23 protein-coding genes are annotated in these 25442 nt (G+C 46.6%); 12 read left to right on the forward strand and 11 right to left on the reverse strand.

The genetic code is table 11. The annotated features are described in order from the left end of the window. On the forward strand, positions 1–252 hold a 252-nt coding region (locus tag IE163_RS17720; protein WP_229833407.1), incomplete at its 5' end, for a hypothetical protein. A gap of 4 nt (positions 253–256) precedes the next feature. Here the strand turns inward: IE163_RS17720 and rpoD are convergent. The 3 genes from rpoD to rpsU all read right to left on the reverse strand — a co-directional run bounded on the left by rpoD (position 257) and on the right by rpsU (position 4322). Further along, positions 257–2107: an RNA polymerase sigma factor RpoD gene (gene rpoD / locus IE163_RS03035; RefSeq protein WP_189430028.1), complete on the reverse strand. Its 1851-nt coding sequence runs from the start codon at positions 2105–2107 to the stop codon at positions 257–259. Between the two features lie 85 nt (positions 2108–2192). Further along, a complete protein-coding gene (dnaG, locus tag IE163_RS03040; protein ID WP_189430029.1) occupies positions 2193–3950 on the reverse strand; it encodes a DNA primase in 1758 nt (585 codons plus the stop codon). 156 nt (positions 3951–4106) lie between these two features. Next, positions 4107–4322, reverse strand: coding sequence for a 30S ribosomal protein S21 (rpsU, locus tag IE163_RS03045; RefSeq protein ID WP_189430033.1), 216 nt, complete (start codon positions 4320–4322; stop codon positions 4107–4109). A gap of 268 nt (positions 4323–4590) precedes the next feature. Between rpsU and tsaD the strand changes: the two genes are divergently transcribed. After that, entirely contained in the window at positions 4591–5604 is a 1014-nt protein-coding gene (gene tsaD / locus IE163_RS03050) for a tRNA (adenosine(37)-N6)-threonylcarbamoyltransferase complex transferase subunit TsaD (protein ID WP_189430035.1), read from the forward strand. 73 nt (positions 5605–5677) lie between these two features. Here tsaD and plsY read toward each other — a convergent pair whose 3' ends face one another. Beyond that, the gene (gene plsY / locus IE163_RS03055) at positions 5678–6283 is read right to left on the reverse strand and encodes a glycerol-3-phosphate 1-O-acyltransferase PlsY (RefSeq protein ID WP_189430037.1); all 606 of its coding nucleotides are present in this window, start codon (positions 6281–6283) and stop codon (positions 5678–5680) included. Between the two features lie 138 nt (positions 6284–6421). On the opposite strand from plsY, the gene folB reads away from it, so the two are divergent. Genes folB through IE163_RS03070 form a run of 3 tightly spaced genes read left to right on the forward strand, consistent with a single transcriptional unit; the run spans position 6422 to position 8087 of the window. Then, positions 6422–6787, forward strand: a complete 366-nt coding sequence (gene folB, locus IE163_RS03060) for a dihydroneopterin aldolase (RefSeq protein ID WP_189430039.1) — start codon at positions 6422–6424, stop codon at positions 6785–6787. Next, complete coding sequence (folK, locus tag IE163_RS03065; protein ID WP_189430041.1) at positions 6787–7275, forward strand: 2-amino-4-hydroxy-6-hydroxymethyldihydropteridine diphosphokinase; 489 nt, start codon at positions 6787–6789, stop codon at positions 7273–7275. Before folB ends, folK begins: the two co-directional genes overlap by 1 nt. A 2-nt stretch (positions 7276–7277) precedes the next feature. Then, entirely contained in the window at positions 7278–8087 is an 810-nt protein-coding gene (locus tag IE163_RS03070) for an undecaprenyl-diphosphate phosphatase (protein ID WP_189430043.1), read from the forward strand. Positions 8088–8094: 7 nt separating this feature from the next. Here IE163_RS03070 and IE163_RS03075 read toward each other — a convergent pair whose 3' ends face one another. Further along, positions 8095–9324, reverse strand: coding sequence for a multifunctional CCA addition/repair protein (locus IE163_RS03075; RefSeq protein ID WP_189430045.1), 1230 nt, complete (start codon positions 9322–9324; stop codon positions 8095–8097). A gap of 76 nt (positions 9325–9400) precedes the next feature. On the opposite strand from IE163_RS03075, the gene IE163_RS03080 reads away from it, so the two are divergent. Then, entirely contained in the window at positions 9401–10327 is a 927-nt protein-coding gene (locus tag IE163_RS03080) for an ExeA family protein (RefSeq protein ID WP_189430048.1), read from the forward strand. Positions 10328–10333: 6 nt separating this feature from the next. After that, on the forward strand, positions 10334–11041 hold the full coding sequence (locus IE163_RS03085) for a general secretion pathway protein GspB (RefSeq protein WP_189430050.1): 708 nt from the start codon (positions 10334–10336) through the stop codon (positions 11039–11041). Position 11042: 1 nt separating this feature from the next. Here IE163_RS03085 and IE163_RS03090 read toward each other — a convergent pair whose 3' ends face one another. Further along, positions 11043–12170 carry a cyclic di-GMP phosphodiesterase gene (locus tag IE163_RS03090; protein WP_189430053.1) on the reverse strand — a complete coding sequence of 376 codons (1128 nt, stop codon included), beginning with the start codon at positions 12168–12170 and terminating at the stop codon, positions 11043–11045. Positions 12171–12341: 171 nt separating this feature from the next. Then, positions 12342–16118, reverse strand: coding sequence for a bifunctional proline dehydrogenase/L-glutamate gamma-semialdehyde dehydrogenase PutA (gene putA, locus IE163_RS03095; protein WP_189430055.1), 3777 nt, complete (start codon positions 16116–16118; stop codon positions 12342–12344). Positions 16119–16252: 134 nt separating this feature from the next. On the opposite strand from putA, the gene IE163_RS03100 reads away from it, so the two are divergent. Beyond that, complete coding sequence (locus IE163_RS03100; RefSeq protein ID WP_189430057.1) at positions 16253–16762, forward strand: Lrp/AsnC ligand binding domain-containing protein; 510 nt, start codon at positions 16253–16255, stop codon at positions 16760–16762. Between the two features lie 5 nt (positions 16763–16767). Here IE163_RS03100 and IE163_RS03105 read toward each other — a convergent pair whose 3' ends face one another. Further along, positions 16768–17367, reverse strand: a complete 600-nt coding sequence (locus IE163_RS03105; RefSeq protein ID WP_189430059.1) for a TIGR04211 family SH3 domain-containing protein — start codon at positions 17365–17367, stop codon at positions 16768–16770. A gap of 119 nt (positions 17368–17486) precedes the next feature. On the opposite strand from IE163_RS03105, the gene IE163_RS03110 reads away from it, so the two are divergent. Both IE163_RS03110 and glnE read left to right on the forward strand, forming a co-directional pair. Beyond that, on the forward strand, positions 17487–18395 hold the full coding sequence (locus IE163_RS03110; RefSeq protein WP_189430061.1) for a CYTH domain-containing protein: 909 nt from the start codon (positions 17487–17489) through the stop codon (positions 18393–18395). A gap of 10 nt (positions 18396–18405) precedes the next feature. Beyond that, a complete protein-coding gene (gene glnE / locus IE163_RS03115; protein WP_189430063.1) occupies positions 18406–21210 on the forward strand; it encodes a bifunctional [glutamate--ammonia ligase]-adenylyl-L-tyrosine phosphorylase/[glutamate--ammonia-ligase] adenylyltransferase in 2805 nt (934 codons plus the stop codon). A 10-nt stretch (positions 21211–21220) separates the two neighbouring features. On the opposite strand, the gene IE163_RS03120 is transcribed toward glnE, so the two are convergent. The 3 genes from IE163_RS03120 to tolC all read right to left on the reverse strand — a co-directional run bounded on the left by IE163_RS03120 (position 21221) and on the right by tolC (position 24166). Next, positions 21221–21802 (reverse strand): TcpQ domain-containing protein, encoded by a 582-nt coding sequence (locus IE163_RS03120; RefSeq protein ID WP_189430065.1) that lies wholly within the window; start codon positions 21800–21802, stop codon positions 21221–21223. Positions 21803–21822: 20 nt separating this feature from the next. Next, complete coding sequence (gene lpxL / locus IE163_RS03125) at positions 21823–22746, reverse strand: LpxL/LpxP family Kdo(2)-lipid IV(A) lauroyl/palmitoleoyl acyltransferase (protein ID WP_189430067.1); 924 nt, start codon at positions 22744–22746, stop codon at positions 21823–21825. Positions 22747–22870: 124 nt separating this feature from the next. Further along, positions 22871–24166 carry an outer membrane channel protein TolC gene (gene tolC / locus IE163_RS03130; RefSeq protein ID WP_189430068.1) on the reverse strand — a complete coding sequence of 432 codons (1296 nt, stop codon included), beginning with the start codon at positions 24164–24166 and terminating at the stop codon, positions 22871–22873. 117 nt (positions 24167–24283) lie between these two features. On the opposite strand from tolC, the gene IE163_RS03135 reads away from it, so the two are divergent. Beyond that, positions 24284–24928, forward strand: coding sequence for an NUDIX domain-containing protein (locus IE163_RS03135; RefSeq protein ID WP_189430070.1), 645 nt, complete (start codon positions 24284–24286; stop codon positions 24926–24928). After that, on the forward strand, positions 24921–25346 hold the full coding sequence (locus IE163_RS03140) for a DUF1249 domain-containing protein (protein ID WP_189430072.1): 426 nt from the start codon (positions 24921–24923) through the stop codon (positions 25344–25346). Before IE163_RS03135 ends, IE163_RS03140 begins: the two co-directional genes overlap by 8 nt. The last annotated feature ends 96 nt before the right edge of the window (positions 25347–25442 follow it).

Raw genomic sequence — 25442 nt, forward strand, 5'->3', positions numbered from 1 at the left:
CTTCTCATCACCTGCGTTGACCACCTTTCGCCTAAGCTATGGTGCCATTTTGATGTCGTCTCTATTGGTGATACAAAGAGAGCGATTGAAAATAAGTTACTTTCTGCAGATGTATCTAGTAACGGCCAGCAGTATATGAATTTTTTTGTGCTTTGTCATCTGGCAACTCACATTAGCTGTTATCAACTGCTTATATTTTATGCTGAATTAACAAAAAGGCGCCGAGTTGGCGCCTTTTGTGTCGTAGAGTAGCTACTTACTCGTCTAAGAAGCTTTTTAATACTTCTGAGCGGGAAGGGTGGCGTAACTTGCGTAGCGCCTTGGCTTCGATTTGCCGGATCCGCTCGCGCGTTACGTCAAATTGCTTACCTACTTCTTCCAGCGTATGGTCGGTATTCATATCGATACCAAAACGCATCCGCAGTACTTTGGCTTCGCGGGCCGTTAAGCCAGCTAAAACTTCGTTAGTCGCGTTTTTCAGGCTTTCCATGGTGGCAGAGTCCAGTGGTGATTCACCACCTGAATCTTCAATAAAATCACCTAAATGCGAATCTTCATCGTCACCAATAGGGGTTTCCATGGAGATTGGCTCTTTAGCGATTTTCAGCACCTTACGAATTTTATCTTCTGGCATTTGCATGCGTTCTGATAATTCCTCTGGTGATGGCTCGCGCCCCATTTCTTGCAGCATTTGCCGTGAAATACGGTTTAGCTTGTTAATGGTTTCAATCATATGCACCGGGATCCGGATAGTCCGGGCCTGGTCCGCAATAGAGCGGGTGATGGCTTGACGGATCCACCAGGTCGCATAGGTTGAAAACTTATAACCACGACGGTATTCGAACTTATCTACTGCCTTCATCAAGCCGATATTACCTTCCTGAATTAAATCCAGGAACTGTAAACCACGGTTGGTGTATTTTTTGGCAATAGAGATAACCAAACGTAAGTTCGCTTCTACCATTTCTTTTTTGGCGCGGCGGGCTTTGGCTTCACCAATCGACATACGGCGGTTAATATCTTTAATTTTAAAGATACTTAAGCCGGTTTCTTCTTCGACTTTTTTCAGCTTTTCAATGCTGCGCACCAGCTCTTCCTGCAGCTCTAACAGCTTCGGAGAATAAGGTTTGTTGGCCGCAATTTCAGCTGATAACCAAGCCGTTGAAGTTTCAAAACCAGTGAAAGCTTTAACAAAGTTTTTCTTCGGCATTTTGGCGTATTCAACGCAATGCTTCATCACTAAGCGCTCTTGCACCCGCACCCGGTCCATCATTTCGCGCATGTTTTTAACTAAGCGATCGAATTGTTTCGGTACCAGGCGGAAACAGCGGAAGACTTCGCTTAGTTTCTCAATTTCTTCTTTGGTTGTAGGATGCTCACGGCCATTCTTAACGATTGAATTGCGCGTAGTATCGTACTGAGTACGCAGCTCAGTGAATTTAATCCGTGCCAGTTCAGGATCCGGACCAGTATCACCATCATCGCTGTCGGCATCACTATCTTCATCGCTGTCGTCATCGGTATCAGGAGTATCTGCCTGATGTTCTTCTGGCAAATCAGAACCGATGTTGCTACCCATTACCGGTGCTTCATCAATTTCATTCGGATCAATAAAAGCAGAAACAATATCGCTTAGGCGAATTTCTTCTGCTTCGTATTTGTCCCATTGCTCCAGCAGGTAAGTGATGGCTTCAGGATACTCGGCGACCGAGGTTTGTACCTGATTGATACCGTCTTCAATACGCTTGGCGATGTCAATTTCGCCTTCACGGGTCAGTAGTTCTACTGTGCCCATTTCACGCATGTACATCCGCACCGGATCGGTGGTGCGGCCAAGTTCTTTATCTACGCTCACCAATGCTTGCGCGGCTTCTTCCGCGGCATCTTCATCGGCGGCGGCGTCTGACATAATCAGATCATCGGCGTCGGGTGCGCTTTCGAACACCTGAATACCCATATCGTTGATCATTCGAATAATATCTTCGATCTGATCAGAGTCGATAATGTCTTGTGGAAGGTGATCGTTCACTTCGGCAAAGGTAAGATACCCTTGCTCTTTACCTTTAAGGATCAGGAGTTTTAACTGCGACTGAGGACTTTGCTCCATAGAGACTTATCTTCCACCAAAGTTGTTAATCTAAAAATGCGAACTAGTGATTATAACAAAGCGCGGCTTTTCTAGCCAGCCGCAGTTAGCTCACTGGACGCGGTTTTTTGCTTTTTAACGCTTTGAGCAGCAATACATACTCATGTTGCTCGGTTTGCGTTAGCTGTTTTAGCTTATCTTTACGCTCTAGCGCTTCTAGGCGCTGCTGTAAATATAAATCCTCGATGCTATGAAAGGTATCAAGGAAATCTTGGCTTAGCTGTTCTGGTTCAATCTGATGTTCCCAAGTTGCTAACTTTAATAGGATGGCATGCTCTGGCAGATCTCGCCAGTATTCCAACAATTGTGCAGTGGTTAGCTCTGGTTTTTCTAGTAAATGGCGCTGCACAGCCAGTAACAAACCAATACCCGGAATATTGGCATCTGCCAGCTCCGGTGCGTACGGCATAACTTTCGCTAGTGCCGGATATTGAATTAATAACGCGATGGCGCGACGCATCGGTGTTATTTTTAATGCTGAACTTATCGGCCGGTTCACCGCTCTGCTGGTATTGACCTTAAGGCGTTGAGTTTTACGCCCTAATAAATTATCCAATTTTTCAGTAAGCTGTTCTTTATAAAAGCTACCCGGGATCAGCTTAATAAGGTCGGTGCCTTTGTTGGCTAATGCCGATTTACCGGCATCAGTATTCGCATCAAACTCGGCTAATAAATGTTCAAACAAATATTGGCTGAGTGGTTGTGCTTGCTCTAACCGTTGTAAAAAGGCTGCTTTACCCTCTTTTTGCACCAGTGAATCAGGATCTTCACCATCGGGCAAAAATACAAAGTTTAGCTCTACACCATCTTTCAATTGTGGCAGCGCACTCTGTAAGGCGCGCCAGGCAGCATCTCGACCTGCTCTGTCACCGTCGTAGCAGCAAATCACCTGCGGTGCATAACGAAATAGTGTATGCATATGATCAGAGGTAGTTGCCGTTCCCAAGCAAGCTACAGCAAACTTAATGTCATGCTCAGCTAACGCAACCACGTCCATGTAGCCTTCAACAACCAAAATACGGTTGAGATGGCCAGGTTGCTGCCTCACCTCGTATAGGCCATAAAGTTCACGGCCTTTATGAAACAACCGGGTCTCAGGCGAATTTAAGTATTTGGGTTGACCATCACCTAGCACTCTGCCACCAAAAGCAATAACCCGGCCGCGTTTATCGCGGATAGGAAACATTAGCCGATCGCGAAAAAAATCAAACTCGCGGCCATTGTCATTGCGGCTGATAAGCTTTAATTCATAAAGCTGGTCACGTAATACTTTACCAGAATAGCCACCTAGGGCTTTGAGTAAGGCATCCCAGCTTTCGGGAGCGTAGCCCAGCTGAAAGTCTTGAATCGTTTGTGCACTTAGCCCACGCTTTTGCAAATATTGCTGTACCTCAGGCGCTCGGACATCTTGTTGTAATTGCCGCTGATAGAAATCTGCGGCTTGTTGCATTAAATGATAGTCGTCAGCCTGTGGCGCTGGCCTGTTACTGTGAGAGCCTTTTTCACGTGGTACTTCTAAGTGGAGGTCTTTGGCCAGCTCTTCAATCGCTTCAACAAACTCTAACTGTTCAAACTCCATCATAAAGGTAATGGCATTACCATGGGCACCACAACCAAAGCAATGGTAAAACTGCTTATCCGGGCTTACGGTAAAAGACGGACTTTTTTCATTATGGAATGGGCAACAGGCAGTATAGTTGCGGGCACCGGCTTTTTTAAGCGGCACACGTTTGTCAATCAGCTCTACGATATCAGTACGCGCAAGCAGATCATCGATAAATTGACGGGGGATTTGTCCTGCCACACTTGTCCTTTTTATTCAGGCTTCAGAAAAAGACAAACCGTGTTACGGGAACACGGTGTGCAGATAAAGCATTTTTTAGGGTAGCAAGACTAAATATTTAGCGATGCTTTTGCCAGCCTGGCAAATAACCCTATGCCGGTACCCTAAGACTGTAGATTAGTACAGGCGGATACGACGTGCATTTTCGCGAGACAGCTTCTTCGCGTGGCGTTTTACCGCGGCAGCTTTCTTGCGTTTACGAATCCAAGTTGGTTTTTCATAGAACTCTTTAGCGCGAACGTCAGCTAATACGCCGGCTTTTTCGCATGAGCGCTTGAAACGACGTAAAGCTACGTCAAAGGGTTCGTTTTCTTTTACTTTAACTACAGGCATTAAATTCTCACCTCAGGCCAAAAACTGGTTATCGTTAACCAATACGATTAAAAATGGTGCGGTATTTTACGCAAAAAGCACCACCAAAGTAAAGCGCTTAAGTGATCTTAAATCAGATCCTCTGGCTATGGGGTGTGCAAGCCGCTACAATGCGCGTTTTCAGGGGCGCAATGATAACGAAAAAACGAGCCTTGTGTTGGTTTTTTAGCAATTATTTGTCGAACAGTCATAGAAAACTGCCATGCGAAGTGCAGCAAAGGTCTTAACAATGCGAGTTTTAGGTATCGAAACCTCTTGTGATGAAACCGGCATTGCCATTTATGATGGTAAGCTGGGCTTACTTAGCCATGTGTTATATAGCCAAATTCCTATTCACGCTGATTATGGTGGCGTTGTCCCTGAGCTGGCTTCACGAGATCATGTACGTAAGACCTTACCTCTGATTAAACAAGCGCTAAAAGAAGCTGGGCTTACTGCCGCTGATATCGATGGCGTGGCTTACACCGCCGGGCCTGGCTTGGCTGGCGCACTGCTAGTTGGTGCAACTTTAGGGCGTAGTTTAGCTTTTGCCTGGCAAAAGCCCGCTTTGGCGGTACATCATATGGAAGGCCATTTATTGGCACCTATGCTGGAAGAAGAGGTGCCCGAGTTCCCTTTTTTGGCATTGCTGGTATCAGGTGGACATACACAGTTGGTTGGGGTTGAAGGCATAGGTCGTTACACCTTACTTGGCGAGTCAATTGATGATGCTGCCGGTGAAGCCTTTGATAAAACCGCTAAATTGATGGGGTTGGATTACCCTGGTGGCCCATTATTGGCTAAGTTGGCTAAAACGGGTGATGCTAAAAAATATGCCTTTCCAAGGCCAATGACTGATCGCCCAGGCTTAGATTTTAGCTTTAGTGGCTTAAAAACGGCAGCCTCGATGGTAATTCAAAAAGAAGGTAGCTCAGCGCAAGTGCAAGCGGATATCGCCGCTTCATTTCAGCAGGCAGTGGTAGATACCTTGCTGATAAAATGCCGTAGGGCCCTGCAACAAACCGGTTTTAAACGTTTGGTCATTGCCGGTGGTGTAAGTGCTAATGAGTCTCTACGCGAACAATTGGCACTGATGCTGAGTTCACTGGGCGGTAAAGTGTATTACCCACGCAAAGAATTTTGTACCGACAACGGTGCTATGATTGCTTTTGCTGGTTATCAGCGGTTAAAGGCCGGGCAGCAGCAGGACCTTACCATCGGGGTTACACCTCGCTGGCCATTAGACTTACTGCCTGCTGTGTAACGTTATTTAACGTGCTTTTGTAATCAACTCAGGTTGTGTAGCAATATTGCTGCAGCTTTAAGTGTGGCAGTCGTTACTCCCTGATGCGTTTTGATTTATCCCAAATTTTACTTTCTTGTCGCCGGTACAATCTTATAATATTTTCCCGATGACGTATGATAATCAATATGCTTAACATGAATACTGGCAGGGTATATAAGGGTTTAATCCACCAGGTAAACAACGGTGCCAGAGCCACGGTGAGTAAGGCGCCAAGTGAAGAATAACCGGTAACTAACACTACGATAAGCCAGGTACCTATCAGTAAACCGGCTAAATCCAAGCCGATAGGCATCATGGCACCAAAGGCGGTAGCAACAGCTTTACCTCCTTTAAAGCCAAAAAACAGTGGATAAATATGGCCAAGACAAGCACAAATACCAATAACACCTAGCCAGAGAGGCTCTATTTTTAGAAAATAAGAGCCCCAAACCGGAATAGTGCCTTTCAATATATCAAACAGCAGTACCATCACCGCCGGGAGTTTACCGCCTAAGCGCAGCACATTAGTGGTCCCTGGGTTACCTGAACCATGAAAGCGCGGATCGGGTAAACGAAACAGCTGGCAAACCAACACGGCCGATGAAATCGAACCGAGCAGATATGCAATAACCATCATTATCAGGATTAGCAAGGTCATTCCGTGGTTCCTCAGCACCCATTTTTGCGCTACTATTGCAACAGATTTATTCGGGTAGCAAAATAACGGTTTTCTTGCATTTTGCCTATGGCACCAGCCTACCTGAAACGAAAAATAACGCAATGCGGAATTAACTTAATGGACATGGTTTTTATCAAGCAGTTACAAGTTGATACCGTAATTGGCGTGTACGACTGGGAAAAGACGATTAAACAACGTTTGGTATTAGACATTACACTGGCCACAGATCAACGAGCTGCAGCGAGTAGCGATGATATTCGCTTAACTCTGGACTATGCCGTTATCAGCGAGAAAGTGATTAAACTTATCACGGCCCAACCTATAGAGCTGATAGAGACCGTTGCCGAGCGGGTAGCCCAGCTGTTACTACAAGAGTTCGCAACATCGCGAGTTGAAGTTACAGTGTGTAAGCCAGGCGCGGTAGCTGAAGCGCAAACAGTCGGTGTACAGATAACACGTTATGCCCCCGGAGCAAACAGCTAATGGTACTGGTTTATATTAGTGTGGGCTCCAATATCAATCGAGATTTTAATATTCGTGGCGGATTGCGCGGACTAGCAGAGCATTTTGGAGCCTTAACGCTGTCTTCAGTTTATGAAAGTGAAGCCGTAGGGTTTTGTGGTGATCCTTTTTACAATATGGTTGTTGGTGCTGAAACTGACTTGTCGATTGGTGACTGTATTCGTTTGCTGAAACAAATTGAAGATCAGTATGGTCGGGTTCGTGGCGCAGAAAAGTTTTCTGGCAGGACTTTAGATCTTGATTTGTTGACCTATGATCAGGTCATTTGTGATACGCCGGTGCAGTTACCCCGGGGTGAAATTACTGAAAATGCTTTTGTATTGTGGCCATTGGCTGAGATTGCGGCGGAACAAATTCATCCGGTAACCGGACAAAGCTATGCCGCTTTATGGCAAGCTTATAATAAATCCCAGAAGCTCTGGCCTATCGATTTTTCATGGAGTGACTAATCTTGAGCATTATTGAAGTTATCATCCTGTCTATTCTTCAGGGTATTACCGAATTTTTACCTATCTCTTCTTCAGCGCACCTTATTTTACCTTCCGCTATTTTGGGCTGGGAAGATCAGGGTATCGCCTTTGATGTGGCGGTACATGTGGGTACCCTATTGGCGGTGATGTTGTACTTTAGGCAGGACATTGCCAATTTGACGGTAGGTTGGGTCAAAAGTCTTGGTGGTCAGCATAGTACCGATAGCAAGCTGGCGTGGTGGGTGATTTTGGCGACAATTCCGGCAGGGTTAGCGGGTTTGCTAGCAGCTGATTTAATTGAAACGTTTTTGCGTTCTCCTTGGGTGATCGCCGTAACGACCATTGTGTTTGGTTTACTACTCTGGCTTGCGGATGCGACAGCAAAACAACAAGTCGCTATGGCGCAGATGAGCTGGCGCCAAGCGCTGATTATTGGTATTGCCCAGGCTGTAGCACTGATCCCCGGCACTTCACGTTCGGGTATCACCATGACTGCGGCTATGTTACTGGGGCTAGATAAAGTCAGTGCCGCGCGTTTTTCGTTCCTGTTATCTATCCCTATTATTGTGCTAAGTGGCGGTTACCAAACAACCAAGCTACTCGGTGAACCGGCGCAATATGATATCAGTGGCATCCTATTCGGGGTCTTGCTGTCCTTTGTTAGTGCCTTGATTTGTATTCATTATTTTCTAAAAATCATCAGCAAAATGGGCATGTTACCCTTTGTTATTTACCGGCTGTTATTGGGTGTCGGCTTAATTATTTTTCTTAGCTGGTCAGCCGCCAGCTAATTCACATCTACCTGTCGTAGGCGAGCTTAGCCGTGTTGATTCTGGTTAATCTTGCCTGCTGCAGGGCTTCTTTAATCGCCGGCCCTGTTATGCCCTGCGCCATGATCTCTTGCGTATTGACCTGCTGTGCCGCTGTTGCCAGTTGTTGCAAGTAGGCGGCCTGGGGATATGCTGCTTGCTCAAAGCCAGTTCGCCCGCGGAGATCGGCTGTGCAGCACAGCAAAATATCATCAAGTCGTCCGGGTTTGCGCCACAGATCAATAGCATTAAAAAACTTCAGCACTGTGCTGGCTTTTAGCTCCTTTGCTCGGTGAATCAGTTGATGATACTCGCATACCAGTAACGCCAGCTCGCGGCACTGGTTGGGTACTCGTAAGCGATCACAGAGTTGGTTTATCAAGGGTAAGCCGGTATGTTCATGACCATGATGCGACGGCAGTAATTCACTGGGTGTTATACCTTTGCCCAAATCATGCACCAGGCTGGCGAAACGCACTTCTAATTTATCAGACAGCAAAGCCGCTTGCGCTAAAACCAATAAGGTATGAATGCCGGTATCAATTTCCGGGTGCCATTTTTCTGGTTGCGGCACCCCCCATAAGTTTGCCAGCTCTGGCATCAGGGCTTTTAGTGCGCCGCAGTCATACAACAACTGAAAATAAGCTGCCGGGCTTTGGCTGCTCAGGGCTTTTGCGGTCTCTACCCAAACCCGCTCTGGGCTTAGGGTATTAAGCTCACCACTGGTACTAAGCTGTTGCATTAGCGCCAAAGTTTCTGGGGCAACCTTAAAACCTAAATGAGCATAGCGCGCATAAAAACGGGCCACGCGCAGCACTCTAAGCGGGTCTTCTACAAAGGCATCAGACACATGGCGTAATAGCTTTTGAGCAAGATCCTGTTGTCCGCCATAAGGGTCAATCAGCTTGCCATCAGCCGTTTTAGCAATAGCATTAATGGTTAAATCACGGCGCGCTAAATCTTGTTCCAGCGTGACATCGGTGGCGGCATAGACCGTAAAGCCGGTATAGCCATTACCACTTTTACGCTCGGTGCGGGCCAGTGCATATTCTTCTTTAGTTTGGGGATGCAAAAAAACCGGGAAGTCTTTACCTACTTGCTGATAGCCTTGCGCCAACATATCTGTTGGGCTGGCGCCCACAACCACCCAGTCTTTTTCGTGAAAAGGATAGCCTAAAAGTTCATCGCGAACGGCGCCGCCTACAAGATATATCTGCACATGCTTTCCTGATTGCATATTTTTTGCCATTATACCCTTCTTGCCATAAATTGCAGTGCTGAGAAACAGGATAGCGATGTATACCGGATTTTTTGGTTTAACCAGCCCGCCATTTTCCATAGCGCCTAACCCCGACTTTATGTATTTAAGCCCGCGGCATACCGAGGCGCTGGCCCATTTACGTTATGGTTTGGGTGATGCAGGTGGTTTTGTATTGTTAACAGGGGAAGTTGGTACCGGTAAAACCACGGTATCGCGCACCTTGCTGCAGGAGCTAGATGAACACACTGAGGTAGCTTTTATCCTAAATCCTACCTTATCTGAGTTGGAATTACTGGCCGCCATTTGTGATGAGCTAAAGATACGTTACAAAAAAGCCGACGCCAGTTTAAAGTTGTTAAGCGATAAAATTACTCAGCGCTTACAAAAAAACCATGCTGCGGGTAAAAAAACGATTTTAATTATTGATGAGGCCCAGCATTTACAACCAGCTGTACTTGAACAATTAAGATTGCTGACTAACTTGGAAACCAATACCAAAAAACTGCTGCAAGTTATTTTGATTGGTCAGCCTGAATTGCAGCAATTGCTACAGCGTAATGATTTGCGGCAACTCGCTCAGCGAATTACTGCTCGTTATCATTTGTTGCCACTAAATTTTGCTGAAGTGCAGCATTATGTGCGTTTTCGGTTACAGGTAGCGGGTTGTCAGCGCCCGGTGTTTAGTGACAAAGCTGTGAAACGACTGTTTGAGCTAAGTGGCGGTATTCCGCGGTTGGTCAATTTACTGGCCGATCGCGCCATGTTAGCAGCCTATAGTCAGCAGCAGCCGTTAGTCGAAGCACCTGAGGTGCAGCGTGCTGCTACCGAAATTCTGCCTCCCGTTGCTAGTGCTGGAAATAAGACATTACCCATATGGTTATGGCTGCTATTGGCGTTATTCGGTATACTGCTTGGGCTTTTACTCGCCATACAATTGCTGCCACTATTTCGCGGAGATTAACACTTTATGTCCATTCTGATGGATGCATTAAAACAGCAGCAGCCGACAGTACCCGCGCCTGCTACTTCTGCTTTTTGGCGTAATCTTGCTATTGCTTTAGCATTGCTCTTAGCTATTGGCATTGGGTTCGTAGCAGGATATTTATTGCTACCTCATGGTCAGCAAGCTCAAGTTGAGTTGGGGTCTACCGTTGCAGCGCCTGAACCTTTGCCAGCCGCATTGCCGGTTGAAATTGCGAATTTGTTGTCAACCGCTAAGGTTCCTGAACTGGCTGCAGTAGCTAGGACTGAGGTTGAGCCGGTTGTTGAAACCTTACCTGCGGAACCTGCAGTAGTCAGTTTAACAGCTAATACTGCTAGGGCAGAACCTGAACCTGAAATTCCTACCGAATTACGCGAGCGCTTTGCTAGTGCGCTTGCGCAAAGTGCCCAGAACAATTCGCCATCGACAAACACCTTAACCACCCATAGTGCTCCAGCGCTGGATGTAGGTCTGCTGGACCTTACGTTGCAGCGGCAGTTACCCAAGCTAAAATTTGAGGCTCATGTGTATGCAACTCAGCCAGCTCAGCGTTGGGTTAAAGTGAATGGTAAATCTTTACAAGAAGGACAATGGGTCACGGCAGATGTTCGTTTAAGAGAGATCACACCCCAATACGTATTATTAGAATACGGGCAACAGCTATTTAGTATGCGGGCCCTCAGCGAATGGTAATTTATAAGTAATTGTGAGGCTCTAAGCTGTAAGTCTTTAAGTCAACACAGGCTTCAATTTGTTCTTCTTGCTGGCGTGATAAATCAATAATCTTACTGGGAATGTGATGATGGTGATGGCTGTGATAAAACACCTTCACCTTTGGTTGCATTGGCTTTTTAATATTATTTTCCAGCACTAAAGCCAAGCGCCCGGTGGTCAGTTTTACGACGGTGCCGGGTGGATAAATACCCATGCATTTAATAAATAACTGTAAATAATCGTTATCCAGTTTTTCAGGCGCCATAGCAAGGAGTTGCTTAATCACGCTAAGTGGATTGCTATAGCCTGGTTGTTGGCTGCTAAGTTGTTCGTATAAATTGACGATAGCAAGCATTCGGCTGCCATTATCAATTTGTTGTTGTTTAATACTCGGTGTACCACTGCCATCTAAGTACGCACAATGTTGGCTAATCCAAAGCGAAATACTGCCAGCGAGCACGGTGCTCTGTTGCAGAACTGCCAGGCTGGTATTAATAGCAGCCGCATCGGGTCGTTTTAATAAGGCAGGATTTTGCGCCTTACCAACGTCATGTAACAAGGCTGCGGTAATCAGCGCTTCAATTTTATGCTTAGGAAAGTTTAAAAAGCGTGCAAAAGCAGCCATATAAACGGCACAATTAATACTATGTTGTAACAGTTGATCACTTTCGGTGGCAATACGTGTTATACAAAGTAATACATCGGGATTGCGACTAACAGAATCAGACAAACCCGCGCTAACTTCATGTATCAATGTAAGATCAACCGGCTCAGCTTTAGTCGCAGCGTGCAAAATACGTTGTTGTGCTATTTTGGTTTGTTCAAGACAGCGTTCTGCTTTAGGCTGCTCATCGGCAAATACCGCACGAAAGGCTGCGGGTTCGGCTTTTTCTATTGGTGTCGCTTTAATATTTTGATTATTTGTGACCAGTTGCTTGGCAGGATCGATGGCAACGACACGAACGCCTTTGTCTTTTAATGCTCTGATCGCTTGCTGAGTTCTTACCCAGCCAGCATGTTTAATTTCCAGCTCACCGCTTTGTTCCAGCACTTGCACCACATAGCTGCCAGGCTGAAGTTTATCAATCGACACTTTCTGGTAAGTCATAGTGGTATTTACGTCCTGTGCAGTATGCAGCTGAGGCAAATAGAAAAGCTGGTGCATACATAGCAATATAGCAAAAAGCCCACATTGCGGTGGGCTTTTTACGCTATTTTAACATGGATTTATGTTTAATCCGTTGCTGATCACTGTTAAAGACAGCGGTTGACGCCAACGTTAACCAATATTATCTGCCATAGTCATAAGCGAAGCATTGCCTCCTGCGGCAGTAGTGTTGATGGTGATGGTTTTCTCAGTTACTAAGCGGTGCAGCATCCTCTCATCAGCCGGAGCGGTAATAAGCGGCAAAATAGCACCTTCACGGGCAGCGATTAACTCTCCGGCTAGTGGCTTTAAGGCGCTACTCACTTCAATGATAGCACCGGCTAAGTCGGTATGTGCCAACAGAGTAGTTAAACAATCTAAGCGTACTACGGCTAATAAGTGCTGTGGCATACCGGCCGCAATTAACGCCTTAATACAGGCTTCCGCTTCTGCTAAGTCAGCTTCTTCTACTGCAGTGATTACCGCGTTACCAGCGGCTAGCGCGGTGATAATGCTTAATAACCAATGACTAAAGCTGCAGCTGTCATCGCGTAGCAGGGCTAAGATGCCGCGTGGATCTAATGTCAGAGTATTGCTCTCTCCGGTTGGGCCAGGCAAATTAATGGGGCGCAGTAACTCCAGCTCTACCCGCTGTAACTTGCTGCGTGCCATGCTTAACACTTGTTCTAAATCGGGTTCTAGCCGGCTGACGACCTTATTAGATGCCAGTGACGCCAAAAACTGGCGTAGTACCGAGGTGCGTTGATTAATGGGAGCTAAGGCCCATTTATACTGGGCTATAGCGGCCGCTGGCATAGCGTACGCTACAGCACTGCTAGTCGTTTCTGCTAGTAGGCGGCTTTTCTTCGCCTCATCTAACTCCGGACAGGCCACGCTTAAATTATCTTTGACTAAGCGTTGTAAATATAGGGGGCCACCGGCTTTGGGGCCTGTGCCTGATAAACCGCGGCCACCGAAAGGCTGTACGCCAACCACAGCACCTATCATATTGCGGTTAACATAAACGTTGCCGGCTTTAATTTCGCGGGTCACTTTCCGGGTTAGCTGTTCAATACGGCTATGCACACCCATGGTCAGGCCGTAGCCTGTGGCATTAATTTGTGCAATCACTTTATCTATTTCATCGGCTTTAAAGCGAATAATATGCACAACAGGGCCAAAGACTTCGCGCTCTAACACTGTTAAATCGCTAATCTCATACAGATGTGGGGCAAAGAAAAAATGCTCACCGTCGGTTGGGATCTTACAGGCATAGTGCAGTGTGGCTTTATCCTGCAGATAGTGCACATGGTTCGTCAAACGCTCATGCGCTTTGCTATCAATCACCGGTCCTAAATCGGTGCTTAACCAGGCTGGATCACCCACATGCAGCTCGGCCATGGCGCCTTTAATCATGGTAATGATTTTATCGGCCACGTCTTCTTGTAAAAATAACACCCTTAGTGCCGAGCAGCGCTGCCCAGCACTTTGGAAACCAGAAGAGATCACATCATCGACAACTTGTTCGGGCAGGGCCGTTGAATCCACAATCATACAGTTTTGACCACCGGTTTCGGCAATCAATGGCACGGGTTCACCGCCGCGTTCGGCTAATTTGCGGGCGATCCAGCACCCGGTTTCCGTGGAGCCGGTAAACATCACACCTTGTATGCGAAGATCTGGCACTATGTGCTCGCCTACCTGACGACCCGGAGCTATCACTAATTGCACCACATGCTCTGGCATGCCGCATTGTTGCAATAGTTCTAAGGTACGCACCGCCACCAAACTGGTTTGTTCGGCGGGTTTGGCCAGCACGGTATTCCCTGCGACAATGGCTGCGGCAACCTGACCAATAAAGATGGCCAGTGGGAAGTTCCACGGGCTGATACAGAGGAATACACCACGAGCATGTTGCGGTGTAGCAAACAGCAGCTCGGCTTGATGGGCATAGTAGCGGCAAAAATCGATTGCTTCACGTACTTCGGCGACCGCATCAGCCAGCACTTTACCGGCTTCTTTAACACATAGAGTCAGTAATTCATCGCGATGCTGCTCCATCGCATCGGCTAAACGCCGCAGCAGTTCGGCTCTCTCTGTTACGGCACTTTGTGACCAGCGAGTAAATGCTTGCTCGGCATTGCTAAGCAATTGCTGCATTGTTTCGGCATCAGCGTACTGTAAGTAGCCAATGATTTCTTGCAAATCTGCCGGGTTTACTACGGGCACGCTATTGGCTGGTGCCGTTTGCGTGCTTAGTGCTTTGGCAAATTGTGTCATATGCTGTTGTAGTGGTGTTAACTGATTAATATCGGTTAAATCTAAACCACGGGAGTTTAAGCGGCTGTTGCCATAGAGGTTAGCGGGTAGTGGAATAGACTGATTACGTTTTTTCTTCCAGCCTTTAACTTGCTCTACCGGATCTTGTAACAAGGATTCGACCGGAATGCTTTCATCAATAATATTGTTTACAAAGGAGCTATTAGCACCATTTTCGAGTAAGCGACGTACTAAGTACGCCAGCAGATCAGCATGTTCGCCAACGGGGGCGTAGATCCGGCAAGGGATCTTTTCATTGGCAACGACCAAATCATAAAGGGCATCCCCCATGCCATGTAAACGTTGGAATTCAAAACCGCTTAACTCACCGGCCATTTCGATAATAGTGGCGACAGTGTACGCATTATGGGTAGCAAATTGTGGGTAAATACTGTCGCGGTAGCTCAGCAATTTTTTGGCACACGCCTGATAAGAAACGTCAGTCGCTGGCTTACGGCTAAATACCGGGAAATCGTCTAGGCCTTCCACTTGCGAGACTTTAATTTCGGTATCCCAGTAAGCGCCTTTCACCAAGCGAACCATCATTTTCCGGCCGACTTTTAGCGTAATCTCGCGCAGCCATTCAATCACATAAATACCGCGCTTCTGATAAGCCTGCACGGCTAAACCAAAGCCTTCCCAGCCGTTTAGATCAGGATCGCTAAATACCGTACCGATCACATCTAATGACATATCCAGGCGGTCTGCTTCCTCAGCATCGACTGTAAAGCCAATATTGTAGGACTTTGCCGCTAAGGCTAATTGTTTTAAGCGCGGTACAAGCTCCTGGTGCACCCGGTCTAAATGACTAAATTCGTAACGCGGGTGAATGGCGGATAACTTAACCGAAATGCCAGGGCTCTTAATGGGACCTCGACCGTTAGCCGCTTTACCAATAGCATGAATCGCCAGCATATAGGCTTCAAAGTAGCGATCGGCATCGGCCATGGTACGGGCACCTTCGCCCAGCATATCGTAAGAATAGCTAAAACCTTTGGCTTCCATCTCGGTTGCACGATCTAGCGCTTTGTCGATAGTGGTACCCAAGACGAATTGCGATCCCATAATTTGCATTGCGTAACGCACAGCCTGACGAATCACTGGCTCACCTAAGCGACCACAGGTGCGCTTTAACAAGCCAAATTGCTGTTTTTTCTCTTCATCTGAGTAGTTCACCAGCTTGCCGGTCAGTAACAAACCCCAGCTCGACATATTAACAAAGACCGAGCTGCTGTTACCTAAGTGGGCACTCCAATCTCCTTGCGACAGTTTGTCGCGGATCAGTCGATCGGCAGTGGTGGTGTCGGGTACGCGTAATAGTGCTTCGGCTAAGCACATCAGTACCAAGCCTTCTTCAGTAGATAATGAAAACTCGTTTAATAGCGCATCTACGCCACCTTTACCGACCTGCGCCTGACGAATATACAACACTAACTGACGCGCTCTTTCCCAGGCGCGACTGCGGGTTTTCGCATCCACCTCGGCCAGCGGCAGCAAGAAATCCAGTACCTGATCTTCATCGGCACGGTAATGATCGCGGATAAGTTGGCGAATCGGGTCGGTAGTGACCAGTGAACCATTAAACAGCATAAGAGGTATCCTGAAATTAGGCTTTAGTTTGCTGCGGCATTTTAGTGAAAAGACCACAGAATAGGGTGGTTATTTTTCCGATTTAACCGTATATAATCTGGCATTAATGACCTTTAACCCGAAAAAATGCTGCCATGAACCAAAGCGTCAAAGCCAAAGCGTTAGACCGTATTGACATCAGTATTCTCGATACGTTGCAAAAAGAAGGGCGTATTGCCAATGTTGATTTAGCAAAGAAGGTGAATTTAAGCGCCAGTCCTTGTATTGACCGGGTAAAACGTCTTGAGAAAGAGGGATTTATTGAAGGGTATGGCGCCAGACTCAATAGCAGTAAATTGGGTTATGGTACAGCTGCTTTCATTCAGGTGACCTTAGATAGAACCACCAGTGATGTCTTTGATAAGTTCCGGGAAGCCGTAGTGATGATCCCGCAGGTTGCTGAGTGTCATATGGTTGCGGGCGGCTTTGATTATTTGTTAAAGCTAAGGTTACCAAATATGGAAGCTTACCGTAGTATTTTAGCACAGATAGTGGATCTGCCCGGGGTAGCGCAAACCCATACTTATGTAGTGATTGAGCAGGTGAAAAATGATCGGGGGTTACCGTTGAAACATCATGCTGATGCCAGTACCCCCCCGCTTTAACATGATTACATCCAGCGCTCGCTGTTGCGACGTTGTGGTATTAACTTCGGCAATAGCAAACCGAAAATGAGACCAAAGAACAAGATAGCGCCCCCCAATACCATAGGCTGCTGCCAGAAACTGGCTTCTGTTTTATCCAGTTCTGTCGTTAAACGCTCATTGCTACGGCTGAGTTGCTGTAGTTCTTGTTGCGCCTGATCTCGCTCCAAAGTTATCCGGTTTAGATCGGTTTGCAATAAGCTATTCGCTTGTTCCAGTTCGGCCAGTTTGGTGCTTTGTTCGGTAAAGGTGGCTTGCAATTCACTAAGCTGAGCACTGAGCCCCGGTGTAAAAGTTAAGTTCTCTTTTGGTAACCAGCCGGTTTTGTTTTCGTCATACTGAATTTGTGCATAACCATTTTCTTCACTAAGACGCATAACACTACTGCCTGCTGCCAGGGTGCCGATGATACGGTATTGATTACCTGGACCAGAGTGTAAATACACTACTAAAGCATCACTAATATAAGCCGGGGTTTGTTCGGTTTGGCTTTGCGCCGGCAGCCAGAAACAGAACAGGCCAAGAAAAAATAACGGGCGAACAGAGCTGCGAAATAAGCTAAACATAGGTATCCTGAGAGTTAATTTGAAAACACGCTCTAAAGCTTTATCGGCGATGATAGGGAGTTGTGTAGCAATTGACAAGGGCTAATATACCCAAGTATCTCAAGCCGAAGGAAAACGAGATGAGCATAGAGCTGGAATTAAAGTATTTAATAGGGGCAAGTGACGCTGCGCTGTTGCCTGAATTACTGCAGGTTTATGCTAAACCAGCGACGGGTACGACACAGCAATTATTTAATGCGTATTTTGATACGCCCGATAACTGGTTTCGGCGCCATGATATGGGGCTGCGTACCCGGCAAAAAAATGGCCGCTTTGAACAAACCATTAAACTGGCTGGGCAGCAACATGGTGCGCTGCAGATTCGCCCGGAATATAATGTGCCTTGTATCGGCGTTGTACCGGTATTGGCGGATTTTCCTGCAGAAATTTGGCCAGCGGCAACTGATATTGCCGAGTTGCAACAGCAATTAACTGAGCTATTTCGCACGGATTTTCAGCGGCAAAGCTGGCAGCTCAAGTTGCCAAAAGCCGAAGTTGAAGTGGTATATGATAACGGTGAGGTGCGTGCGCAGGAGCGCCGTCAGGCCATTTCTGAACTAGAAATCGAGCTGCTGACCGGGCAGCCAGATGAGCTGTTTGAGCTGGCAAGCTTCTTATTGCATGCAGTGCCGATGCGCACTGGTTGGTTAAGTAAAGCGGCCAGAGGTTATCAGCTGTATCAGCAAAAAACGACACCCTGGCCCTCGCCTTTGGCGACGATGACAGGCAATGTTCTCACTCATTTGCAGCGGTTGCAACAGCTAGAGAACTGCTATTTACAGCAACTTGCACCTGAGTTACTTACTGCTGCTGAGCTTGAACTTCAGGCTTTAGCTAATGCGTTAACTGATGAAGGTCAGCAATTGTTAGCGAGTGACGCCAGGGCTTTAGCTCGTCGCTTAGCAGAAGATGCGGGGCTGCTTTTTAACAGCCAGGCGTACCATTTGTTGTTGTTAAAACTTTCCAAACTGTTGCTTAAAACCGCTTAAAGGAAGTCTTATGATCGCATACTCAGCGAACGCTGCTTATTGGCAGGCTCAATATACTAGCCTGGCCGAGGGATTATCCGTCTCGGAGCAACAACAGCTTAGCCGTTTGCTCAAAGCTAGCAGTTTTATTGGGCGTACTTTACAGCAGCAACCTGAGCTATTGCCCATTTTTTGTCAAAGCCAGTTATTGCAGCAGCAATTAGCTAACGGTTTTGCCCCGCCTTTGCCAGCTACCCCAATCCCTGCGGAAACGCAGGCCTTCTCCATGTTAAGGCGTTACCGTAATGCGAGTTTAGCGCAAATTCTAGCGGCGGACATTCTTGGCTTGCAAAGTATTACGCAAAGTTTGGCCGCGGTCTCCGAGCTTGCCGAAATACTGATTAATAGCGCCTATCATTGGGCTTATCAACAGCAAGCTGCCGTCAATGGTACACCATTGGATACCAGCGGCGAGCCAATGCCGCTGCTTATTTTGGGTATGGGCAAATTGGGTGGGGGAGAGCTCAACTTTTCATCCGATATCGATCTGATTTTTACCTACCCCGCGAATGGTGAAACTGTGGGGGGGCGCAAAACAGTTGAGCATCAGCAATTTTTTACCAAAGTCGGTCAGAAGCTTATCGCCGCTTTGCATCAGGTTACCGCTGACGGTTTTTGTTATCGGGTAGATATGCGGCTTAGACCCTTTGGCGAAAGTGGCCCCTTAGTGCTGAGTTTTGCTGCTTTTGAAGATTATTATCAGGAGCAAGGACGTGAATGGGAGCGCTATGCCATGCTAAAAGCCCGGGTGCTGAATCCCGAGCCAAGACATACTTCAGAGTTGCAGGCATTGCTAAAGCCCTTTATTTACCGTCGTTATATTGATTTCTCTGCTATTGAATCATTGCGGCGTATGAAGCAGTTAATTGAGCAAGAAAACCGTCGTCGTAACCGGCGCGACAATATTAAGCTGGGTGCCGGGGGGATTCGTGAAGTCGAATTTATTGTGCAAACCTTGCAATTAATACGTGGCGGCCGTATCCCACAGCTACAACAGCCTGCTATTTTAAAAGCGTTGCCTGAATTGGTTACGCAAGAACTGCTAAGCGAAACACAAGTTGAGCAGCTACAGCAAGATTATCTATGGTTGCGACAAGTAGAGCAGGCACTGCAAGGCGTCGATGATAAGCAGACTCAAACCTTACCGGCGGATGAGCAGGGACAACAGCAATTGTTAGCCAGCCTTGGTCGGGAAAACTGGCTGGCCTTGCTTACCGAGATTGAGCAGGCGATGCAGCGCATTCATCAGCAATTTAAGCTAGTGATTGAGCCTGAGGAGCATATTGAGCCACAGGAACTGAGTTTAGGTAAATTACTTTGGGACAGTGAGCTGCCCGTTATCGAATTAGCCGAGCATATAGAATGGTTACCGCTAGAGGAAGCACAGGAATTACTTAACCAATTGATTCAGTTTAAGCAGGATTGTCAGCGTCGTTCTGTGGGGCCACGTGGACGGGAATACCTGGCTAAACTTGTACCGCAATTGTTACATTATTTACAGCTGCAACAAGCTTCGGCCACGGTGTTAATGCGGATCCTCGGGGTCTTTAAGCAAATTGTTACCCGCACTGCTTATCTGGAGTTACTGTTTGAAAACCCGCCAGCATTACAACAATTAGTGCTGTTATGCTCACAAAGTGGCTGGCTGGCAGAGCAACTGGCTCGCTACCCGATGTTGCTTGACGAGCTGATCGATCCTGCACAGTTATATCAGGTCGCCACTATTGATGATTATCGAGATCGCCTACGTTTGTATTTACTGCGCGTGCCAGAAGATGACTTAGAGCTACTGATGGAAACTTTACGGCAGTTTAAACAGGCACAGCAATTACGGATTGCGGCAGCTGATATTAGTGGGGTGTTACCACTGATGAAAGTCAGCGACCATCTTACCTGGTTAGCGGAAGTCATAGTTGAGCAATTGGTTAACCTGGCGTGGCAACAAATTACCGCCCGTTACGGTTTGCCCGCAGGTGCTACCGATGAAGATAAAGGCTTTGCCGTTATCGGTTATGGTAAGTTAGGAGGCCTAGAGCTCGGTTATGGTTCCGATTTGGACCTGGTGTTTGTGCACCAGTGTCAAAGTCAGGCCGCAACCTCAGGAGAGCGGAGTATCGACTCCTTACAATTCTACCTTAAATTAGTACAGCGTATTTTGCACCTCAGCACCACAAAAACCAATAGTGGCGTTTTATATGAGATTGATACCCGTTTAAGACCTTCGGGTAACTCTGGTTTATTAGCGATTCATATTGAAACCTATCAGCAGTATTTAGCACAAGAAGCCTGGACCTGGGAACATCAGGCCTTGGTAAGAGCTAGAATGATTGTCGGCTCGGCGCCTTTGCTCGCCAGATTTGTCGAAATACGCCAACAAATCTTAACCTTACCTCGCGACGCTCAGCAATTAAAAGCTGAGGTGAAACAAATGCGTGAGAAGTTACGGCAGCATCATGGTGCTACCAGCGAAGATGTTAAACACAGTGCAGGAGGCATTGTCGATTTGGAGTTTTTAAGCCAGTACCTGGTGCTCGCTTATGGTCGCGAACACCCAGAGCTCTATCGCTTTACTGATAATATTCGGATTTTAGAAGCTGCAACGGCCTGTGGCTTGCTAACGGCTAGGCAGGCTAACAGTCTTGCTGAGGCTTATCAGGTTTTGCGGGGAATCGGTCACCGCCAAACCTTGGTACCAGCCAGCATTGCGATTGATGCTCGCTTGGCACATCTTCAAGAACAGATTCTGACAGCGTGGCGCCTTTGGTTTGATAGTTAAACAAGGAGTATTAACCACGCTGTTGTGTATTGGGGCCAGTGGCAAAACAGTGTTGTTTTAAAAAAGGATCATCTAAATCAGTAATCACCAGTGCTCGAGATTTTGGACAAAAATAGCCGTAAACGGGTTTGGTAAAATCCGGGCCTATGCTCACTGCCATTTGTTGTAAGGTATCTAGCAGGCTGCCATTGGTTTCAAAAAATTGCTTGATAACATAGTCACGAGGTAGTGTCCAAAACAAGACCATTTGCTCTTGCTGGGCGTAACTTTCTAAACTGTCTTTTACGGTGACGCCAGCTTGAAAGCGACGGCGCGTTACTGCCCCACGCCAATTGATATTGGCAGGGATAACTTGTTGTTCACGCCGCCGCAGCTGAATGATTAATTCTTCACTGCTATCCCGTTGATTGATAACAAAGTCGCTTTTGTTATCTTGTTGCAGGCTATTGCGAAAATTCTGATAAAACCGGCTAAAGCCGTCTGCCGCCGCATTGGGTTTTTCCGGGTTAATTAATATTTCCGGTTTAATAATCAGTAGGTAAATTACTCCAACCACGATGATTAATAACAATAATTTTAAAATAATCTTCATAGTCCAGCTCTGATTAAAAGTTAATAAAGTGACGGAGCTTCTGGATCCGGACGCGTTTTAAAGCGTCGATGTAACCACATATATTGTTCCGGATGTTTTAACACTGCCTGTTCAACCCATTGATTTACTCTTGTTACATCGGCTTTATCATCGCCACTTGGAAATTCAGCAAAGGGTGGCAGAATTTCAACCTGATATCCTTGATAATTAGGTAAGCGCGATGAGTAAATTGGGATCACAACACAGTTAGCCGCTTTGGCAAATAACAAGGTACCTGTTGTCGTTGCCGTCTCATTTACCGCAAAGAAGGGCACAAACTCGGCACGATTTCTACCATAATCTTGATCCGGCAGATAAAAGCAAACTTCTTGCTGGTTAAGTGCTTGAATCAGCCCTTTTACATCCCTTTTGCCAATCATATATTTATTGCTGCGGCTGCGGCCATGGTACTGTAAGTAATCAAGCAAAGGGTTGTTATTTGGCCGATAAAAACCAATGCTTGGATGGGTTAAACCAAATACTCGCCCAGCTGCCTCTAAATGTAAAAAGTGCGCTGCCAGCAGTAAAACACCTTTACCTTCGGCAATCGCCTGTTGCAAATGTTCGTAGCCTTTAAAATGCGCTAACCGCCTTACGCGCCAATTAGGCCACCACCAGGCTATCACGGTTTCAAACATGGCCTTACCGCTTTCTTCTGCGTTTTGCCAGAGCAGGTTTTCACGTTCTTTATCACTTTTTTCCGGGAAACATAATTGCAGATTCCGCCTGGCTACCTTCTGACGCGACTTCATCATCCTGAAGAGTAGTTTGCCTAATTGACTACCCAGCCACATTAACACGCGATAAGGTAACCAACTTACCAGGTACATTACCGCTACACCGAGCCATAATAACCAGTATTGGGGTAATAAAAAACGCCAGCTAAACTTCGGAGAATTAACCACTATATTAAACCGATTAGAAAAAACTGAGGGTATTGTAACGAAAAAAACGCGCTAGGAAAGCGGTAACTGGTAAGAGGTATTGTTGCGGGAGGTATACCGCCATGGCGGTATACCTCTTTAAAGATTAATTAGTCAGTGCGTTGTTTATTGCTAACAAGTCGGCATCTGATAAATTTCCTGCCGCTTGTTTTAGCTGTAACTGCGCTAAGATGTAATCATAGCGAGCGCCTGAGAGGTTACGTTGGGCATCAAACAAATTACGGGTACTTAACAGCACATCGACGATAGTGCGGGTGCCTACCTCAAAACCGGCTTCGGTAGCTTGCAGCGCACTTTGCGCTGAAATAACGGCTTGCTCTAATGCCCGGATTTGTGACATTTGTGAGTTAACATTATTAAAGGAGCTGCGAATTTGTCTTACCACTGAGCGGTAACTCTGTTCAAGCGCCTGACTGACTTCAACATAGTTAGCTTGCGCCACGCGAACCCCCGCTTCAATACCACCGCCGTTGTAAATAGGTACTGATAAGCTTAAACCGATAGAGCTGCTATCTGCACGCTCAACGCCAGATGATTTAGATACACCCAGGCTAGCCGTGGCATCTAAGGTTGGTAAGTGACCCGCTTTAGCTAAATCAATATCCAGTGCTGACACATCTAAAGCAATACGCTGTGCTTTTAGAGTTAAGTTATTTTGCTCGGCAATACCAACCCAATCAGTAACAACGGCTGGGGAGGGACGCGAAGCAGAGAATTTGTCGGTATTTAGCTGAGCGACTTGCGCATGATATTGACCGGTAATTTCCCGTAAGGCTTCACGGGCGTTTTCCAGTTCGTTTTCGCTGCTAATTTCACGGGCAACTACGCTATCATACTGGGCCTGTGCTTCATGTACGTCAGTAATAGCGGTTAAGCCTACGGCAAAACGCTGTTTGGTTTGTTCTAATTGCCGTTCAACAGAACGTTTTTCAGCGGCGACGAAGGTCAAATTATCGCTGGCTTTTAACACATTAAAATAGGCTGTTGTCACACGTAAGATTAAAGATTGGACTTCCACATCGTATATGGTCTGGCTTTGTAAGGCGACTTTTTCAGCGCGCGATAAACTTTGCCAGTTACTCCAGCTAAAAACAGATTGTTTAGCTTGCAGGCCAGCACCTACAGTGTTAGTGCCGCTAAAGCGTAAATTATCGCGGTTCGCTCGGGTTACATCAGCGCCAAAAGAAATACTAGGCAGCAAGTTCGCTTTTGAAACATCGATGCGGGCACTGGCAGCATCACGGTTGGCGGCGGCACGCTGTACCACGGGGTCTTTTTGCGTCGCCAATTGATAAACAGTTTGCAGATCTTCAGCGTACAAATTTAAGCTGAACAAACTCAGGGATGACAGCACTAAGGTGCTTAGTAAGGTTTTTTTCATGCTAATAGATCCTGGCTTTATAAGGAAAGTGCCTAAATGATAACCTGTTAAAGTAAACTAGGTAACGATTAAACCGTAAAGTTACCCCGAAGAGTGTAACAAAATGTGAGGGCGCTAATGTCGCAATTCAAGGTAGAGCAGTATCCATCTTTTCAGGCTACAGATCTGGAGATAATCGATAAAAGCACGGTTTTTCAGGGTTTCTTTCGAATTGAACGCTGGCAGCTTAAACATAAGCTCTTCGCTGGGGGCTGGAGCCAGCCAATGATCCGTGAGATCTTTGAACGAGGTCAGGCGGTGGTTGTGTTACCTTATAATGCCCTAACAGACGAGGTGGTATTGGTAGAGCAATTTCGAGTTGGGGCCGTGGGACAAAGCCAAAGTCCCTGGTTGTTAGAGGCTATCGCCGGCATGATCGACCCAGGGCAAAGCGCCGAAGAAACGGCTATTCGTGAAGCTGAAGAGGAGGCTGGTTTACAATTAACCGAACTTTGGCCAATGCTCAGTTATTTCTCCAGTCCAGGGGGGAGTACCGAAAAAATCAGCTTGTTTTTAGGCCGGTTAACAATGCCTGTAAAGAGTGGTCTTTTTGGCTTAGACAGTGAACACGAGGATATTAAAATGCACGTAATAGCTCGGACAACGGCGATGCAACTCTTGGCATCACAGCAGATAGACAATGCTGCTACTGTGATTGCGTTGCAATGGCTAGCCTTGAATTTGCCACAAGTACAGCAGCAGTGGGGACAAGACGTTGCGTAAGGCCAACTATGTGCCAAAGTTACCCGACTTTTTAAGCTTATGTGAGCGCAATTACGCTGCTTTGTATCGGCTACTGCCGCAAAAATCAGTCGTTGGCGAGCGGGTGTTTATTCGTTTTACCGAGCGGGATGAGTACTGTTTGACGATATTGGCAGTTGCCCCTTTCACTACCCGCATCCAGATCGAACTTAGTGGTGGTTGGCATGGTTTTTTTCAGCCGAGTTTTGATGTGCAATTATATCATGATGCCCGCTTGGCTGAGGTGGTTAGGGCACAGCAGCAGTGGCACTTTGTCGCAGTTTATCCTTACCCCAATCAAACCATGTCGCAACCTGATGAAAAACGCCAAATTAATTTGTTATTAAAAGATTGGCTGAATTTATGCGCCCGCCACGGTTACCACGCTACTAGTGCTTAGATAAATGCTATCTAAGGTTTTTACGATGTCATTACATAGATGATTTATACGTGAATTTACTGCGATATACATGCTAACATCACTTAGTACTAAGTA

The organism is Alishewanella longhuensis (genome assembly GCF_014653435.1).
GTDB classification, from domain to species: Bacteria; Pseudomonadota; Gammaproteobacteria; order Enterobacterales; family Alteromonadaceae; genus Alishewanella; species Alishewanella longhuensis.

What these genes read in the sequence shown, in the direction of transcription:
- IE163_RS03105 (WP_189430059.1), bottom strand. Translation starts at nt 17,367, where the DNA reads ATGTTTAGCTTATTTCGCAGCTCTGTTCGCCCGTTATTTTTTCTTGGC.
- rpoD (WP_189430028.1), bottom strand. Translation starts at nt 2,107, where the DNA reads ATGGAGCAAAGTCCTCAGTCGCAGTTAAAACTCCTGATCCTTAAAGGT.
- IE163_RS03110 (WP_189430061.1), top strand. Translation starts at nt 17,487, where the DNA reads ATGAGCATAGAGCTGGAATTAAAGTATTTAATAGGGGCAAGTGACGCT.
- IE163_RS03090 (WP_189430053.1), bottom strand. Translation starts at nt 12,170, where the DNA reads ATGACTTACCAGAAAGTGTCGATTGATAAACTTCAGCCTGGCAGCTAT.
- IE163_RS03135 (WP_189430070.1), top strand. Translation starts at nt 24,284, where the DNA reads ATGTCGCAATTCAAGGTAGAGCAGTATCCATCTTTTCAGGCTACAGAT.
- putA (WP_189430055.1), bottom strand. Translation starts at nt 16,118, where the DNA reads ATGCTGTTTAATGGTTCACTGGTCACTACCGACCCGATTCGCCAACTT.
- IE163_RS03080 (WP_189430048.1), top strand. Translation starts at nt 9,401, where the DNA reads ATGTATACCGGATTTTTTGGTTTAACCAGCCCGCCATTTTCCATAGCG.
- tolC (WP_189430068.1), bottom strand. Translation starts at nt 24,166, where the DNA reads ATGAAAAAAACCTTACTAAGCACCTTAGTGCTGTCATCCCTGAGTTTG.
- IE163_RS03100 (WP_189430057.1), top strand. Translation starts at nt 16,253, where the DNA reads ATGAACCAAAGCGTCAAAGCCAAAGCGTTAGACCGTATTGACATCAGT.
- plsY (WP_189430037.1), bottom strand. Translation starts at nt 6,283, where the DNA reads ATGACCTTGCTAATCCTGATAATGATGGTTATTGCATATCTGCTCGGT.
- glnE (WP_189430063.1), top strand. Translation starts at nt 18,406, where the DNA reads ATGATCGCATACTCAGCGAACGCTGCTTATTGGCAGGCTCAATATACT.
- tsaD (WP_189430035.1), top strand. Translation starts at nt 4,591, where the DNA reads ATGCGAGTTTTAGGTATCGAAACCTCTTGTGATGAAACCGGCATTGCC.
- folB (WP_189430039.1), top strand. Translation starts at nt 6,422, where the DNA reads ATGGACATGGTTTTTATCAAGCAGTTACAAGTTGATACCGTAATTGGC.
- IE163_RS03120 (WP_189430065.1), bottom strand. Translation starts at nt 21,802, where the DNA reads ATGAAGATTATTTTAAAATTATTGTTATTAATCATCGTGGTTGGAGTA.
- IE163_RS03085 (WP_189430050.1), top strand. Translation starts at nt 10,334, where the DNA reads ATGTCCATTCTGATGGATGCATTAAAACAGCAGCAGCCGACAGTACCC.
- rpsU (WP_189430033.1), bottom strand. Translation starts at nt 4,322, where the DNA reads ATGCCTGTAGTTAAAGTAAAAGAAAACGAACCCTTTGACGTAGCTTTA.
- folK (WP_189430041.1), top strand. Translation starts at nt 6,787, where the DNA reads ATGGTACTGGTTTATATTAGTGTGGGCTCCAATATCAATCGAGATTTT.